This is a genomic window from Candidatus Poriferisocius sp., assembly GCF_965208355.1.
GTDB lineage: Bacteria > Actinomycetota > Acidimicrobiia > Acidimicrobiales > Bin134 > Poriferisocius.
The window spans coordinates 3,161,331-3,174,701 of the sequence record NZ_CBDBOM010000003.1 but is presented as its reverse complement, the minus strand read 5'-3'; the positions used below and the strand labels follow the sequence as shown (position 1 = coordinate 3,174,701).

Annotated in this window: 16 protein-coding genes; 10 read left to right on the top strand and 6 right to left on the bottom strand. The window is 66.5% G+C overall.

Annotated features, from left to right (window positions below; genetic code table 11):
• Positions 1–51 precede the first annotated feature (51 nt).
• From ACOGXH_RS16055 to cobT, 9 genes are read left to right on the top strand one after another with little or no spacing between them, the layout of a single operon-like run.
• On the top strand, positions 52–1,098 hold the full coding sequence (locus tag ACOGXH_RS16055) for an ABC transporter substrate-binding protein (protein ID WP_419930093.1): 1,047 nt from the start codon (positions 52–54) through the stop codon (positions 1,096–1,098).
• Positions 1,099–1,106: 8 nt separating this feature from the next.
• A complete protein-coding gene (locus tag ACOGXH_RS16050) occupies positions 1,107–2,204 on the top strand; it encodes a FecCD family ABC transporter permease (RefSeq protein WP_419930092.1) in 1,098 nt (365 codons plus the stop codon).
• Entirely contained in the window at positions 2,201–3,019 is an 819-nt protein-coding gene (locus tag ACOGXH_RS16045) for an ABC transporter ATP-binding protein (RefSeq protein WP_419930091.1), read from the top strand. The genes ACOGXH_RS16050 and ACOGXH_RS16045 overlap by 4 nt, the downstream gene beginning before the upstream one ends.
• Positions 3,016–3,591, top strand: a complete 576-nt coding sequence (gene cobO, locus ACOGXH_RS16040; protein WP_419930090.1) for a cob(I)yrinic acid a,c-diamide adenosyltransferase — start codon at positions 3,016–3,018, stop codon at positions 3,589–3,591. The genes ACOGXH_RS16045 and cobO overlap by 4 nt, the downstream gene beginning before the upstream one ends.
• Complete coding sequence (locus tag ACOGXH_RS16035) at positions 3,588–4,223, top strand: adenosylcobinamide amidohydrolase (RefSeq protein WP_419930089.1); 636 nt, start codon at positions 3,588–3,590, stop codon at positions 4,221–4,223. The genes cobO and ACOGXH_RS16035 overlap by 4 nt, the downstream gene beginning before the upstream one ends.
• Positions 4,220–4,732: a bifunctional adenosylcobinamide kinase/adenosylcobinamide-phosphate guanylyltransferase gene (locus tag ACOGXH_RS16030; RefSeq protein WP_419930088.1), complete on the top strand. Its 513-nt coding sequence runs from the start codon at positions 4,220–4,222 to the stop codon at positions 4,730–4,732. The genes ACOGXH_RS16035 and ACOGXH_RS16030 overlap by 4 nt, the downstream gene beginning before the upstream one ends.
• A 5-nt stretch (positions 4,733–4,737) precedes the next feature.
• Positions 4,738–5,451 carry an adenosylcobinamide-GDP ribazoletransferase gene (locus ACOGXH_RS16025; protein WP_419930087.1) on the top strand — a complete coding sequence of 238 codons (714 nt, stop codon included), beginning with the start codon at positions 4,738–4,740 and terminating at the stop codon, positions 5,449–5,451.
• Positions 5,448–6,365 (top strand): adenosylcobinamide-phosphate synthase CbiB, encoded by a 918-nt coding sequence (cbiB, locus tag ACOGXH_RS16020; protein WP_419930086.1) that lies wholly within the window; start codon positions 5,448–5,450, stop codon positions 6,363–6,365. Before ACOGXH_RS16025 ends, cbiB begins: the two co-directional genes overlap by 4 nt.
• Before the next feature lies 1 nt (position 6,366).
• Positions 6,367–7,407: a nicotinate-nucleotide--dimethylbenzimidazole phosphoribosyltransferase gene (gene cobT, locus ACOGXH_RS16015; RefSeq protein ID WP_419930393.1), complete on the top strand. Its 1,041-nt coding sequence runs from the start codon at positions 6,367–6,369 to the stop codon at positions 7,405–7,407.
• Positions 7,408–7,415: 8 nt separating this feature from the next.
• Here the strand turns inward: cobT and ACOGXH_RS16010 are convergent, their stop codons facing one another.
• On the bottom strand, positions 7,416–7,790 hold the full coding sequence (locus tag ACOGXH_RS16010; protein ID WP_419930085.1) for an SCP2 sterol-binding domain-containing protein: 375 nt from the start codon (positions 7,788–7,790) through the stop codon (positions 7,416–7,418).
• Positions 7,791–7,818: 28 nt separating this feature from the next.
• On the opposite strand from ACOGXH_RS16010, the gene ACOGXH_RS16005 reads away from it, so the two are divergent.
• Positions 7,819–8,472, top strand: a complete 654-nt coding sequence (locus ACOGXH_RS16005) for a hypothetical protein (protein ID WP_419930084.1) — start codon at positions 7,819–7,821, stop codon at positions 8,470–8,472.
• Here the strand turns inward: ACOGXH_RS16005 and ACOGXH_RS16000 are convergent.
• Genes ACOGXH_RS16000 through ACOGXH_RS15980 form a run of 5 tightly spaced genes read right to left on the bottom strand, consistent with a single transcriptional unit; the run spans position 8,423 to position 13,331 of the window.
• Positions 8,423–9,370, bottom strand: a complete 948-nt coding sequence (locus ACOGXH_RS16000) for a DUF368 domain-containing protein (RefSeq protein WP_419930083.1) — start codon at positions 9,368–9,370, stop codon at positions 8,423–8,425. The two genes, ACOGXH_RS16005 and ACOGXH_RS16000, sit on opposite strands and share 50 nt — an antisense overlap.
• Positions 9,371–9,385: 15 nt before the next feature.
• The gene (locus ACOGXH_RS15995) at positions 9,386–9,829 is read right to left on the bottom strand and encodes an OsmC family protein (RefSeq protein ID WP_419930082.1); all 444 of its coding nucleotides are present in this window, start codon (positions 9,827–9,829) and stop codon (positions 9,386–9,388) included.
• A 15-nt stretch (positions 9,830–9,844) separates the two neighbouring features.
• Positions 9,845–10,600 carry a succinate dehydrogenase/fumarate reductase iron-sulfur subunit gene (locus ACOGXH_RS15990; protein WP_419930392.1) on the bottom strand — a complete coding sequence of 252 codons (756 nt, stop codon included), beginning with the start codon at positions 10,598–10,600 and terminating at the stop codon, positions 9,845–9,847.
• Between the two features lie 8 nt (positions 10,601–10,608).
• Positions 10,609–12,531, bottom strand: a complete 1,923-nt coding sequence (locus tag ACOGXH_RS15985; RefSeq protein ID WP_419930081.1) for a fumarate reductase/succinate dehydrogenase flavoprotein subunit — start codon at positions 12,529–12,531, stop codon at positions 10,609–10,611.
• Positions 12,531–13,331, bottom strand: a complete 801-nt coding sequence (locus ACOGXH_RS15980; protein ID WP_419930080.1) for a succinate dehydrogenase cytochrome b subunit — start codon at positions 13,329–13,331, stop codon at positions 12,531–12,533. The genes ACOGXH_RS15985 and ACOGXH_RS15980 overlap by 1 nt, the downstream gene beginning before the upstream one ends.
• Positions 13,332–13,371: the final 40 nt, after the last annotated feature.

The following is a 13,371-nucleotide window of genomic DNA, read 5'->3' as shown; positions in this document are numbered from 1 at the left end:
CAGAGCACCTGCCGGTCGAGCTTCCGTTCCTCGATCTACAGGAGGTGTTGAATGCCCCGACGTTTGTTCCGACTTTTCTCTGCGCTGCTGTTCGCGCTCGCCTTGGTGGCGACCGCCTGTGGCAACGATGACGATGGCCCTGCGGCCCAGGTAATCGAGGAATCTGCCCCCGAGGCAACTTCGACACAGGCTGCGCCATCGCCGACCGAGGCGGCTGCTCCCGAGCCGGCTCCGACCGAAGCCCCACCGGCACCGGCTCCGACTCAGACTGCGCTGGCTCCGACTGAGGCGGCTGCTCCCGAGCCGGCTCCGACTGAGGCGCCGCCCGACCGACCCCAGCGGATCGTGTCGCTGTCGCCCACTGCCACCGAGATCTTGTTTGCCATCGGCGCGGGCGAGCAGGTGGTGGCGGTTGACGAGTTCTCCTACTACCCACCGGAGGCCCCGGTCACCGACTTGTCGGGATGGAATCCCAATGTGGAAGCGGTGCTTTCCTACGAGCCCGACCTGGTGGTCATCGCCAATGACGCCAATGATCTGATGGCTGGGCTCGACGCGGTAGGGGTCGAAGTCTTGTTGAGCCTTGCTCCAGCAGACTTCGAGGGCGGCTATGCCTCAATCGCCGAATTGGGGGTCGCAGTTGGCCGAATCGATGAGGCGGCTGTGCTGGTGGCCGACCTGCGGGCCGAAATCGACGCCGCTTTGGCCGATGCTCCCGATGTGCCGATACGGGTGTACCACGAGCTGGACAACACGTACTTCTCGGTCAGCTCTAACAGCTTCATCGGCGCGGTCTACGCCGCAATGGGTGCGATAAATATCGCCGATGAGGCCGATGCCGACGGCTACGGGTACCCCCAGCTCACCGAGGAGTACATCGTGGAGGCCGACCCCGAACTGATCGTGATCACTGATCTGGTGGGCTACACCCCCGAGGATGTGGCGGCCCGGCCCGGCTGGGGCGATGTGACCGCAGCGCGCAATGGCAACATTGTGGTGGTCAATTCCGACATCGCCTCCCGGTGGGGACCCCGGTTGCCCCAGTTCATCGCCGCAGTAGCCGAGGCCCTCCAGACGGTGACGGCTTCCGCCTCCTAGGCAGAATCATGGCCGAAGCATCCCTCCCCACAGCCGCTCTATCTGAGGATGAGGCTGCCTACACCGCAGTACGGCGGGCCTTCGGGATGTCGGCAACCGCGTCCGTTCTCGGCGTGGTGGTGCTGGTGGCGGTGGGGCTGCTCAGCGCCATCAGTGGCGCTGCCGGGCTGCCGGTTCGTGGAGTGGTCACTGCCTTGCTCGACTGGATCCCCCTGCTAGGAGTGGAATCGTCGTTGTCGGACTACCAAGAGAACATCCTGTTCGAGATACGGCTTCCTCGAGCGGTGCTGGGCATGCTGGTAGGGGGGTCGCTCAGCGTGGCCGGGGCGGCCTATCAGGGGGTGTTCCGAAATCCGCTGGCCGACCCCTACCTATTGGGCGTCTCCGCCGGGGCCGGCTTCGGCGCGGTGTTGGCCTTGGGGTTCGGACTCGACCTGGGCTGGGGACCGTTTGACACAGTGCCGGCGGCTGCCTTCGTCGGGGCGCTAGTAGCAGTGGTGGCGTCGATGGCCATCGCCCGAGGCGGCGGGGCATCACCGGCCACCCTGCTGCTCGGCGGGGTGGCCATGGCCGCACTGTTTGCTGCGGCGCAGACCTATGCCATCCAGCAACTGGATGAAACGCGAGCCCGAGAGGTGCTCTCGTGGCTATTTGGCCAGCTCAACACCACCGGTTGGAAGGAGGTTTGGATTCTGCTGCCCTATGTCGCAGTGTGCGGGACGGTGCTCTTCGTCCACCGAAGGCATCTCGACGTGTTGAGGGTGGGCGACGACGAAGCTCGTTCGTTGGGCCTCGATCCAGTCCGATCCCGGCTTCTAGTGATTGTGGCGGCCTCGCTCGTGACTGCGGCAGCCGTTTCGGTAAGCGGGTTGATCGCCTTTGTCGGCTTGGTCGTCCCCCACATAGTGCGACTTCTGGTCAGCCACAGCTATCGGGTGATTGTGCCACTGTCCGCCGTGTTGGGGGCAGCATTTCTCGCCTTTGTCGACATCCCTGCCCGCACCCTCTTTGCTCCAGAGGAGCTGTCAGTGGGCGTCATCACCGCGATTGTCGGAGCGCCGATCTTCGCAATTGTGCTGTGGCGCGACCGGTGGAGCACCACATGAGCTCCGCCGGGCTGTTGGAGTCCTTCCCAGCGACACCTGCCTTGTCGTGTCGAGATGTCCGGGTTTCCTTCCGCGACAACGAGGTGGTCTGTGGTGTCGATCTCGAATTGGCCCCGGGTGAGTGGCTCGGCATCATCGGTCCGAACGGAGCCGGCAAGTCCACCTTGCTGCGGTCCATCGTCGGCTTGGCCGATTTCCTTGGCACGGTGGCGTTGGGCGACGGGCGGGTCCCGGGGGCTGTCGACGTCGCTCTGGTGCCGCAATTCCCGGTACTGCCCAAGGGCATGACCGTGGCCGAGTATGTGCTGTTGGGGCGGACCGCGCACCTCGGCTGGCTGGCCCGCGAATCGCAGGCCGACCGGGAGATCGTGTCTTCGGTTCTGCACAGGCTGGAGCTCTCGGCCTTTGCCGAACGCTTTGTGTCCACCCTCTCGGGCGGGGAGGCTCAGCAGGTGGTGGTGGCTCGGGCGCTGGCCCAGCAATGCCCGGTGCTGTTGCTGGACGAGCCCACCAGTGCCCTCGACGTGGGCCATCAGGTATCGGTGCTGGAGTTGGTGGACGATCTGCGCCGCACCGAGGGTCTCAGCGTATTGGCGGCCATGCACGACTTGAGCGCGGCGGGCCGATTCGCCGACCGATTGATCCTCATTGACCACGGCAGAATCGTGTCCCATGGCACCCCTCCGGAGGTGCTGCAATCCGACCTGCTGTCCACGGTGTACGCCACGCCGCTTACTGTTCAATCCATCGACGGCGATCTGGTGGTCTTGCCCGCACCTCGCCGTCGGACCAACCCCAAGAAGGAGATCTCATGAGCACTGACGCAGCCCCCCAAGAGGAGCGCCCCTACGACCTGTCCGCCATGAAGACGGCTTCCTCGCTGGTGCTGGTCAATACCGGCGACGGAAAGGGCAAGTCCACTGCGGCATTCGGCACCATTTTGCGAGCGGTGTCGCAGAGCTGGCCGGTGGCTGTCGTCCAGTTTCTCAAGAGCGGCGATTGGAACACCGGCGAGGAGAAGGTGTGCCGAGAACTCGGGGTGCATTGGTTCTCGGCCGGTGACGGGTTCACATGGGACTCCAACGATCTCGACGAGTCCCGGGCCATGGCCGTGGCGGCCTGGGAGTTCTCGGCCCAGCTCATTGCCGGAGGCGAATATCGCCTGGTGGTATTGGACGAGGTCAGCTACGCCATGACCTGGGATTGGATCGACGCCGCAGAGGTGGCATCGGCTCTCGAGTCTCGACCGGAGCGGGTGAGCGTGATTCTGACTGGCCGGGACATGGCCGATGAAGTGATCGAAGTGGCCGACACCGTGACCGAGATGGTCAAGGTTAAGCACGCCTTCGACAGCCAGATCTTGGCCAAGAAGGGCCTCGACTATTGACCGAACTGGTCAATCCCCGACTGCATCCTGCTGCATCCGGCCATCGGGGGGTGTTGGAGTGGTGCTGGGAGACGCCGATGATGGCCGTGTCGTCGGCGGCGGTGGGCGGGGGAATAAGAGAGATCAGCTGGTTAGTAAACATCGGCGTTGCCTCGGACTACTCCCGGACCGACCTGGACGATCACGCCGCAGAAGTGGCGGAGGAACTCAAACTCGTCGGCCCCGGAGCAGCCTTGTTCACCGCCGCCGCCGTTGACCAGGCGACTCGGGCCGAGCAAGGTGGGGTAGTGGTGGACGCCACCGTCGGGGTCTCCCATCCCACCTGGGCCGCCGGTCTCGCTGCGGTCGGCCAGGAATGGGCGCCGGGCACGATCAACTCGGTGGTCCAGCTAGCGGTGGGTCTTGAGCCCGGCGCAGCGGTCAACGCCGTGGCCACCGCGACCGAGGCCAAGGTCCAGGCCCTGGCGGAGAGGGGCATCCCCGGAACGGGAACGGCCAGCGATGCAATCGCTGTTGTTTGGCCCGCCAATGCTGAGGTCGAGCGGTTTGCCGGACCCCGGTCGACGGTAGGTGCCAACATCGCCCGGGCAGTTCATGAGGCCGTTTGGAAGGGCGCGGGGGGCTCGTCATGATCGTGTTGGTGTTGGGCGGAACACGCTCGGGCAAGTCGGGGGTGGCGGAGTCGATTGCCGAATCCTTGGGGCTGGCCGTCACGTACGTGGCCACTGCTGCTGTGGATGTGAATGATGCGGACCACGCCGCCCGAGTGGCTGCTCACCAAGCTCGTCGTCCTGCACATTGGAGCACCGTGGAATGCGAGGAACCCGATGACTTGCCCCGATTTTTATTTGAAGTCGAGGGCGTGGTGCTGGTCGACTCTTTGGGCACCTGGGTGGCCCACCATGTCGATCTGACGGTGGAGGCCGACGGGTTGCTGGACGCGCTGGCCCAGCGGGCTGATCCTGCGGTCGTCGTTTCCGAAGAGGTTGGGCTCTCGGTCCACGCTCCCACCGAGGTGGGCCGCCGCTTCGCCGATGTGCTGGGGACGCTGAACCAGCAGGTCGCCGCCGTGGCTGATCGAGTCTTGTTGGTGGTGGCCGGCCGGACGCTCGAGTTGCCCGGTTCCGACGGGGCGATTTGAGGGCAATGAAGCGGCCTGCGGTGATGGGCGCAGTGGCATTTCTGACTGTGGCCGGTCGAGGTCAGAAGCCCCAAGCCCGATCCTTGTGGTGGTTCCCGGTGATCGGCGCCGGACTGGGTGGGGTACTGGCGGCCATCCACTGGGGGGCGGGTGAGCTGTGGCCATTGTTGGTGGTCGGGATCTTGGTGGTGGCCGCCGACCTGGTGCTCACCGGGGCGCTGCACCTCGACGGCTTGGCTGACAGCGCTGATGGGCTCCTGCCCCCTATGGATAAGGATCGGCGGCTGACGGTGATGAGCCGCCCCGATGTGGGCGCGTTCGCGATAGCCGCAGTGGTAGTCGTGCTGGGGGCTCGGTGGGCGGCATTGGGGGTTGAGGGCGTCGAGTCGCTGTCTTTGGTGCCAATCTGGGCCCTCAGCCGTACCTTGGTTGCGGTGGTCCCGGCCATCGTCCCCTACGCTCGGCCCGGTGGATTGGCTGCCCCGTTCCTGGCCGGGGCAAGGCGCTGGCTGGTGTTGTGGCTGGTGCCTGCGGTGGCGGGGCTGGTGTTGATCGAAGGGGCGTCGGGAGCGGTGGCGGCCGGGGCGGCGGTGGCAGTCTCGGCTGGTGTTGTGGCGCTGGCCTGGCGGCGGCTGGGCGGTTTCACCGGCGACGTGCTCGGCGCAGTGATCTTGATGGCTGAGACCGCGGCGTTGCTGGCCTTGGTGGCCGACCCATGAGCCGGTTGGGTCAGACATGTCTGGGCGCGGCCGCTGGCCTGTTAATCGACCGAGTGGTGGGCGAGCCGCCCGCCGACGTCCACCCGGTGGCCGAATTCGGGAAGGCCATGGGGCGTGTCGAGCAAGCGCTCTGGGCTGACCGGCGTCTGGCCGGAGTGGCCTATGCCGCGGTGGGCGTGGCCATCGGCGCAGCCGGAGGCCGGCTGATGAAATCCACCGCAACGGCGGTAGCGGTTGCCGCCGCGGGCCGCGAGCTGCGCCAGGTGGCGGTGCGAATTGGAGAAGCAGTGGCCAGCGGTGATCTTGTTGCGGCCCGAGCTGAGCTGCCCACCCTGGTGGGGCGCGATCCCGCGGGGCTCGACGATTCCGGCATCGCCGCCGCGGTCATTGAGTCAGTGGCGGAGAACAGCGTGGACGCGGTGATCGCCCCAGCGTTCTGGGGTGCGGTGGCCGGCGCCCCCGGTGCCGCGGCCTATCGGGCCATCAACACCATGGATGCCATGGTCGGCCGGCGCAATGAGCGGTACTCAAACTTCGGTTGGGCCGCCGCTCGCCTCGACGATGCCGCCAACTACATCCCGGCCCGAATCTTTGCGGTTCTGGTTGCTGTGCTAAATCAGGAACGGGCTCGCCAGGTCATCGATGCAGTGCGCCAAGACGCCCCTGCCCACCCGTCGCCCAACGCCGGCGTCGCCGAGGCCGCGATGGCTGCCGCTCTGGATCGAGAGCTCGGCGGACCCCTCAGTTACGAGGGTGTGGCCGAAGAGCGCCCGTTTCTGGGCCGCGGTTCCCAACCAGAGCCCGACGACATTGAGTCCGCCGTCCGTCTGGCCGACCGAGTGGAGATCGCCGCGGTTGGATTGTTGGTGTTGATCGGGCTCATTGATCGGCTCTTGGATCGAAGTAGTGGCTGAGATGGGCCCGCACTTGTTTCCTTCGGCGCCTCCATTGGACGTTCAGGCCATGGAAGAGGCTCGGGCCCGATGGGCGACTAGGGCCATGCCCCCGGGCGCGCTGGGGCGCGTGCAGGATTTGGCCGTCCACCTGGCTGGGATTGCCGGCGTCTGCCCTCCGCCTGTGCCCCGCAAGCCAGTGGTGGTTGTGTTCGCCGGCGACCACGGCGTTGTGGCTGACGGGGCCAGTGCGTGGCCGTCGGAGATCACCGCGGCCATGGTGGCCACGGTGAGCAGCGGCAGCGCCGCCATCTCGGTGTTCGCCGAGGCGTTAGGCGCTCCGGTGGTGGTCGTCGATGTCGGTGTGAAGACCCCGCTCGATCCCCTTCCGGGTGTGCGGACCGAGCGAGTGGCCGACGGCACCGCCAGCATCGCCACTGGGGCGGCTATGACCCCTAGTCAGGCCGAAGCCGCCGTAGACATCGGCACTCGGATCGCGTCCGAGCAGATTGAAGCGGGTGCCGATTGCCTCATCGGCGGCGACTTGGGCATCGGAAACACCACCGCGGCGGCCGCGCTTATCGGGGCTTTCACCGGCCGGTCGGCAGTAGAAGTCACCGGCGCCGGTGCTGGCGTTCCTGCCGGGGGCATCGACCACAAGCGCCGGTTGGTGGCCATTGCCTTGGAGAGAGCTGAGGCCTGCGCCGGACCGCTAGATGTGCTGGCCACGGTGGGAGGGTTGGAGATAGCGGCCCTCGCCGGGTTTTACATCACCGCCGCCGAGCACCGGATTCCCTTCATCGTGGACGGCGTAATTGCCGGGGCCGCCCTGTGCGCCGCCGATGCTCTGGCCCCCGGTACCGCAGCCCACGCCATCTCCGGCCATCGCTCCAGCGAGCCGGCCGCATCCATCGTCCTCGATTACCTGGCCCTGGATCCTCTGCTGGACCTCCAACTGCGGCTGGGAGAGGGAACCGGCGCTTGCCTGGCCTTTCCTCTGGTCCAATCAGCAGCTCTGGCGCTGGCCGACATGGCTGACCTGCCTGAGCCTGGGCCAGCGTGATCTGAAAACTACTTGTCCCAGACAGTGCGGGATCGCACGTCGGCGAACACGTCTTCGGCCCTGGTCAGTAGTCGACGGTGGGACAACAGGGCCATGGGGTCACCCTCAAAGGTGATTTCCCCGTTCAAGACCGCTTCCTCAGCTGACTGCTCTCCTTGGGCAATCGCCACCGCCGTGTCCCGGCTCTGGCAGAACACCACCGCCGGATCGGCGGCAGCTCCGGTGCGGACGCTGGCGCCGTCGCTGTCGAACACCAAGTGGAACACCACCTGGCCTACCCGCTGCTCGACTGCGAATCGCTCACCGTCTGGAGCGCGCAGCCCCGATGCCCGCAACGCGGCGTCAGCTTCTTGGATCCACTCGTCGCTCAAATACTCCAGCACCAAGCCTCTACGGTACTGAGGATCCTTCATGACGACTGCACCGACGCACCCACTGTGGGCCGAATCGTGGTACGGCGATTTTGCCGCGCCCGACGGATCGCTGGGGGGTTACGCGCAGCTCACGCTATGGCCCAACCTGGGGCGGAGTTGGTTCTGGTCGGCGCTGGTCGGACCCGACCGCCGGCCGGTGTATCTGGTGGAGACCGACGCCCCACTGCCCCGGCCATCCACTTTGGAGCTGCGAGCCCCTGGACTGTGGACCGAGTTCATCGAGCAGATCCCCGATGAGCACTTCACCGTGGACCTGGAGGCGTTCGCGGTGGCGTTGGACGATCCCGAAGAAGTGTTCGGGCCGGGCTGGGGCGATCGGGTGCCCTACGGCCTGGAATTGGAGTGGGAAGCTGAACCGGGTTCGCTGGACGTGGTCCATGGCCAAGTGCTGGTGGGCGACGAGGTAATCGAGCTGGACGGCCGGGGTCGTCGCTTCCACTGGGAGGGCCTGCCCGCGTGGTGGGATCGGGAGTGGTCAAACGGCCCCACCGACGGCACCGTCGTCGCCTCAGCCCCCCTCCCCGTCGACCACCCTGACACCGCCCAGCGCACCCGCCTAGAGCGCTCCCTGGTCGCTACTCCTACGGGTCCCGCTTGGACCGAGCAGAACCACCCTGCCCCGCAGCCATAGCGGCAAGCACGAGGACCAGGGAGGCGGCGGCGACGGCCAGAAGGGCGGGGAGCCACAAGTCGGCGGCGGGGGCCCAGCCCAGGCCGGTGCCGTCGATAGCCTCCTCGGCGTGGCGGCTGATCACGCCCACTCCGGCGGGCCAAGGCCACAGCACCCGGAGCGAGCCCAACAGCAGCCCCACCATCACCGCCAGAGTGGGGTCGGGCCAGCGGTTGAGCACGCTGCCTATCACGTTGGAGAAGAGGGCCAGCCCCAGCGCTGCTCCCGCGGCAAGTGCGGCAAGATCACCCCAAACCCAGTCGTCCACCGCGGCGATCGCCGCCGGGTAAACCCCCATCATCAACAAGATGAACGACCCGGAGATGCCGGGCAGCAGCATGGCGCACACCGCCACGATGCCCGAACCGAACAGAGCGATCTCCGTCTGGTCGGCCACCGGCGCCGATTGGAGTCCCAGCAGCCAGAAGAACAGCCCGCCCACGGCCAGCGCCGTCACCGCCAACCCCGCACTGGGCTTGTCCACCAGATTCCAGGCCATCACCACCGATGCCGCCACCAAACCGAAGAACAGCCCGGCCATGGCCTCTGGCTCGTCGACCAACAGCTCGTCGATCACCGATGCCAGAGCGGCAACGGCGACCACAATGCCCGCCACCAGCGGCGCGGCAAACCACCAGTCGAAGCTCCGGAGCCGGTCCCCCGTCTCGCTCCACTTGCCTCGCAGCAGTGATCCCAGCACGCCAGCTCCAGCCCGCACCGTGTCGATCAGCCGGGTGTAGATCCCCAGCAGTAGGGCAACCGTGCCCCCCGACACCCCGGGCACCACATCGGCCGCCCCCATCAGCACACCCCGCGCCACATGGCGGACGGTTTCATTGGCCTTGCTGGCAACCGACATGGACCAAGATGGGCGTCAGCCCGCGAACACCGCTTCGGTGGTGAAGGACATGCCCCCTTCGAGGGTCCGGCGCACGGGGCAGCGGCGGGCGATGTCCTCCAGACGGGTCCGCTGGTCGTCGTCGAAGTCGCCCTCGATGAAGATCTGGCTGCGCACCCGGTCGACGTAGCCCGCGGCGTCGGCCTCGCAGTCGTCGCAATCCCGGGCATGAACCCGGTCGTGCTCGAAGCGGGCCGATATCGAATGGAGCTTCCACCCTTTGCGCTGGCAATACATCGACAGGGTGATGCAGGTGCAGGCCGCCACCGACGAAAGGAGGATCTCATAGGGATTCGGGCCGGTGTCTCCCCCTCCCAGGTCTTCGGGCTCGTCGGCTGCCCACAGGTGGGAACCCGAACGGAGTTCGACAGCGAAGTCTTGGCCGCTCTCGACCTCGAGGTCGGCGGTAATGGTGGTCATACTCTGACGCTAACGCTAGCCAGCCAGTTTGCGGTTCTTGACCTTGGCCTTGATGTAGTCCCGATTGGTCCAGGCGATGAAATCGATGGGGATCTCCTTGGGGCAGGCTTCTTCGCACTCGCCGTGGTTGGTGCACGAGCCGAAAAACTCTTCCATGGTTTCCACCATGGCCTCGGTGCGGGCCCACCGCTGGGCCTGACCCTGGGGGAGTAGGTTCAGATGCTGCACCTTGGCCGCGGTGAACAGTTGGGCCGCGCTGTTGGGACAGGCGGCCACGCAGGCCCCGCAGCCGATGCAAGCCGCCGCGTCGAAGGCGGTGTCGGCCGTCTCCTTGGGCACCGGGGTGAGGTTGGCGTCGGGAGCCGCCCCGGTGTTCACCGAGATGTAGCCGCCGGCGGCGATGATGGCGTCCATGGCCCGGCGGTCCACCGCCAAGTCCCGAAGCACGGGGAACGACGTGGCCCGCCACGGCTCGATCACGATGTGGTCGCCGTCGTTGAAGCTGCGCATGTGGAGCTGGCAGGTGGCCGTGCCCTTCTGGGGGCCGTGGGCTTGGCCGTTGATCATCAGCCCGCAGGTGCCGCAGATGCCCTCCCGGCAGTCGGACTCGAACACGATGGGCTCGTCGCCCATTTCGATGAGCCGCTCGTTGACGATGTCGAGCATCTCCAGAAACGAGGCGTCGGTGCTGATGCCGCTGGCCTCATAGGTCACGAATCGGCCCTCGGCCAATGGTCCGGGCTGTCGCCACACCTTGAGCGTGAGGTTGATCTCCGAGCTCACTTGTAGCTCCTCTGGGTCAGCTCGACGTTCTCAAACTCCAGTTCTTCCCGGTGGCGGGTTTGGGGGGTTCCCTCGCCGTTCCACTCCCAAGCGCCCACGTGGGTGAAGTTGTCGTCGTCGCGCATGGCCTCGCCCTCTTCGGTCTGGTGCTCCTCCCGGAAGTGGCCCCCGCAGGACTCCTCCCGGGTCAGGGCGTCGCGGGCCATGAGTTCGGCCAGCTCGAACAGGTCGGCCACCCGGCCGGCCTTCTCCAATGACTGATTGAGCGTGTCGGCCGAGCCCAGCACCCGCACGTCGCGGTGGTACTCCTCCCGCAGCGCGGGTATCTCCGACAGGGCCTTCTCCAAGCCGGTCCTATTACGGGCCATGCCGATGTAGTCCCACACCAGCTTGCCCAGCTCCCGGTGGTAGTGGTCCACCGAGCGGGTGCCCCCGATCGACAGCCAGCGGTTCACCTCATCGGCCACCGCCTGCTCGGCGTTGGCGAATGCCGGCTCGGAGGTTCCCAGGGCCGGATCGCCCAAGAAGTCCGACAGGTAGTTGCCGATGGTGTAGGGCAGGATGAAGTACCCGTCGGCCAGCCCCTGCATGAGGGCCGAGGCGCCCAGCCGGTTGGCCCCGTGGTCGCTGAAGTTGGCCTCGCCCAGCACGAACAGACCAGGCACGTTGCTCATCAGCTCGTAGTCCACCCACAACCCGCCCATGGTGTAGTGAGTGGCCGGGTAGATGCGCATGGGCACCCGGTAGGGATCCTCGCCGGTGATGCGCTCGTACATGTCGAACAGGTTCCCGTACTTGGCCCGAATCACCGACTCGCCGTCGCGGGCCATTGCGCCGGAGAAGTCCAGGTAGACGCCGTTTCGCAGCGGGCCCACGCCCCGGCCCTCGTCCACCACGGTCTTGGCGTTGCGAGAGGCCACGTCGCGGGGCACCAGGTTGCCGAAGGCCGGGTACTTGCGTTCCAAGAAGTAGTCCCGGTCGGAGTCGGGGATCTGGTCGGGCTCCCGCCCGTCTTCGTGGGCCACCGGCACCCAGATGCGCCCGTCGTTGCGCAGCGACTCCGACATGAGGGTCAGCTTCGACTGAAAGTCGTCGCTGGCCGGGATGCAGGTGGGGTGGATTTGGGTGTAGCACGGGTTGGCGAACAGCGCCCCCTTGCGGTGGGCCCGCCACGCCGCGGTCACGTTGCACATCTTGGCGTTGGTCGACAGGAAGTACACGTTGCCGTAGCCGCCGGTGGCCAGCACCACGGCATGCGCCGAATGCGAGACGATCTCGCCGGTAATCAGGTCGCGGGTCACCACGCCCACCGCCCGCCCGTCGTGCATCACCAGTTCCAGCATCTCCGAGCGGGTGTGCAGCTCCACCGTGCCGGCCGCCACCTGGCGCATAAGCGCCGAGTAGGCCCCCAGCAGCAGCTGCTGGCCGGTCTGGCCCCGGGCATAGAAGGTGCGGGACACCTGGGCTCCGCCGAAGGAGCGGTTGTCGAGCAGCCCGCCGTATTCACGGGCGAATGGCACACCCTGGGCGGTGGCCTGGTCGATGATGTCCACCGACACCTCGGCCAGGCGGTACACGTTGGCCTCCCGGGCCCGGTAGTCGCCCCCTTTGATGGTGTCGTAGAACAGCCGGTACACGCTGTCGCCGTCGTTCTGGTAGTTCTTGGCCGCATTGATGCCGCCCTGGGCGGCGATGCTGTGGGCCCGGCGGGGAGAGTCGTGATAGGTGAGCACCTTGACCCGGTAACCCAGCTCGCCAAGGGAGGCGGCGGCCGATGCCCCGGCCAGGCCCGAGCCCACCACGATGATGTCGAAGCGGCGCTTGTTGTTGGGGTTCACCAGCCGCATGGAGAACTTGTGGTCGGTCCACTTGCTGTCCAGCGATCCGGCTGGAATGCGGGCGTCGAGCGAGCCGAGCATCAGTGGTCCTCCCCCTCAGCGGCGCCGTGTTGGAGCTCTTCCACGATCGAGCGGCCGTTGTCGTCGATCACCCCGGCCTGCACGAAGATGGGGAAGCTCAGGTTGCCCACCAGGATGATCCCGGCTAACCCGGCGGCCAGATAACGGCGCAGATGGTTGTAGCGGGGGCTGTTCACTCCCAGGCTCTGGAACATGCTCCAGGTGCCGTGGAAGATGTGGACGGCCAGAGCGGTGTTGGCCACGATGTACAGGATCGCCACCGGGATGCTGCTCAGGCTCTCCGACACGTTGTGGTAGGGGTCGCCCCGCACGAAGTCGGGGTTGAACCAGCCCCAGGTGAGATCGGCCAGGTGGTAGAAGAGATACAGCCCGATGATGGGGCCGGTCCACCGCATGGTGCGGGAGGCGAAGTTGGCCGCGATGTAGTTGCGCCCCCCGGGATAGCGCTGGTCGGCGGCGATGCTCATTCGGCTGAGGGAATAGGCCGAGTGGATGTGAAGGGCGAAGGCGATGATCAGCCCGATGCGCATGATCCACAGCAGCCAGGTGCGGGGCAGGAGCTTGGTGCCCAGGTCCCGCAGCGTCTCGGCGTATTCGTGGATCTCGAGCGGCCCCTCATAAAGGTGGAGGTTGCCGATCATGTGGACCACGATGAATCCCAAAAGCGCAATCCCGGTGAGGCCCATCACCCATTTCTTGCCCACCGCGGTCTGGTAGATGTTGAGCGGCCATGGGAGCCTTACCCTGGGCTCCGACCGCACCGGAGGCGGCGTGCTCACTCTGGTTATGGCTTGGGCCATCTTCTGCCTCCGCTCCGGGCTACCCGCAGCCCGGAAGCAC

What these genes read in the sequence shown, in the direction of transcription:
- ACOGXH_RS16055 (WP_419930093.1), top strand. Translation starts at nt 52, where the DNA reads ATGCCCCGACGTTTGTTCCGACTTTTCTCTGCGCTGCTGTTCGCGCTC.
- ACOGXH_RS16050 (WP_419930092.1), top strand. Translation starts at nt 1,107, where the DNA reads ATGGCCGAAGCATCCCTCCCCACAGCCGCTCTATCTGAGGATGAGGCT.
- ACOGXH_RS16045 (WP_419930091.1), top strand. Translation starts at nt 2,201, where the DNA reads ATGAGCTCCGCCGGGCTGTTGGAGTCCTTCCCAGCGACACCTGCCTTG.
- cobO (WP_419930090.1), top strand. Translation starts at nt 3,016, where the DNA reads ATGAGCACTGACGCAGCCCCCCAAGAGGAGCGCCCCTACGACCTGTCC.
- ACOGXH_RS16030 (WP_419930088.1), top strand. Translation starts at nt 4,220, where the DNA reads ATGATCGTGTTGGTGTTGGGCGGAACACGCTCGGGCAAGTCGGGGGTG.
- ACOGXH_RS16025 (WP_419930087.1), top strand. Translation starts at nt 4,738, where the DNA reads ATGAAGCGGCCTGCGGTGATGGGCGCAGTGGCATTTCTGACTGTGGCC.
- cbiB (WP_419930086.1), top strand. Translation starts at nt 5,448, where the DNA reads ATGAGCCGGTTGGGTCAGACATGTCTGGGCGCGGCCGCTGGCCTGTTA.
- cobT (WP_419930393.1), top strand. Translation starts at nt 6,367, where the DNA reads ATGGGCCCGCACTTGTTTCCTTCGGCGCCTCCATTGGACGTTCAGGCC.
- ACOGXH_RS16005 (WP_419930084.1), top strand. Translation starts at nt 7,819, where the DNA reads ATGACGACTGCACCGACGCACCCACTGTGGGCCGAATCGTGGTACGGC.
- ACOGXH_RS16000 (WP_419930083.1), bottom strand. Translation starts at nt 9,370, where the DNA reads ATGTCGGTTGCCAGCAAGGCCAATGAAACCGTCCGCCATGTGGCGCGG.
- ACOGXH_RS15995 (WP_419930082.1), bottom strand. Translation starts at nt 9,829, where the DNA reads ATGACCACCATTACCGCCGACCTCGAGGTCGAGAGCGGCCAAGACTTC.
- ACOGXH_RS15985 (WP_419930081.1), bottom strand. Translation starts at nt 12,531, where the DNA reads ATGCTCGGCTCGCTCGACGCCCGCATTCCAGCCGGATCGCTGGACAGC.
- ACOGXH_RS15980 (WP_419930080.1), bottom strand. Translation starts at nt 13,331, where the DNA reads ATGGCCCAAGCCATAACCAGAGTGAGCACGCCGCCTCCGGTGCGGTCG.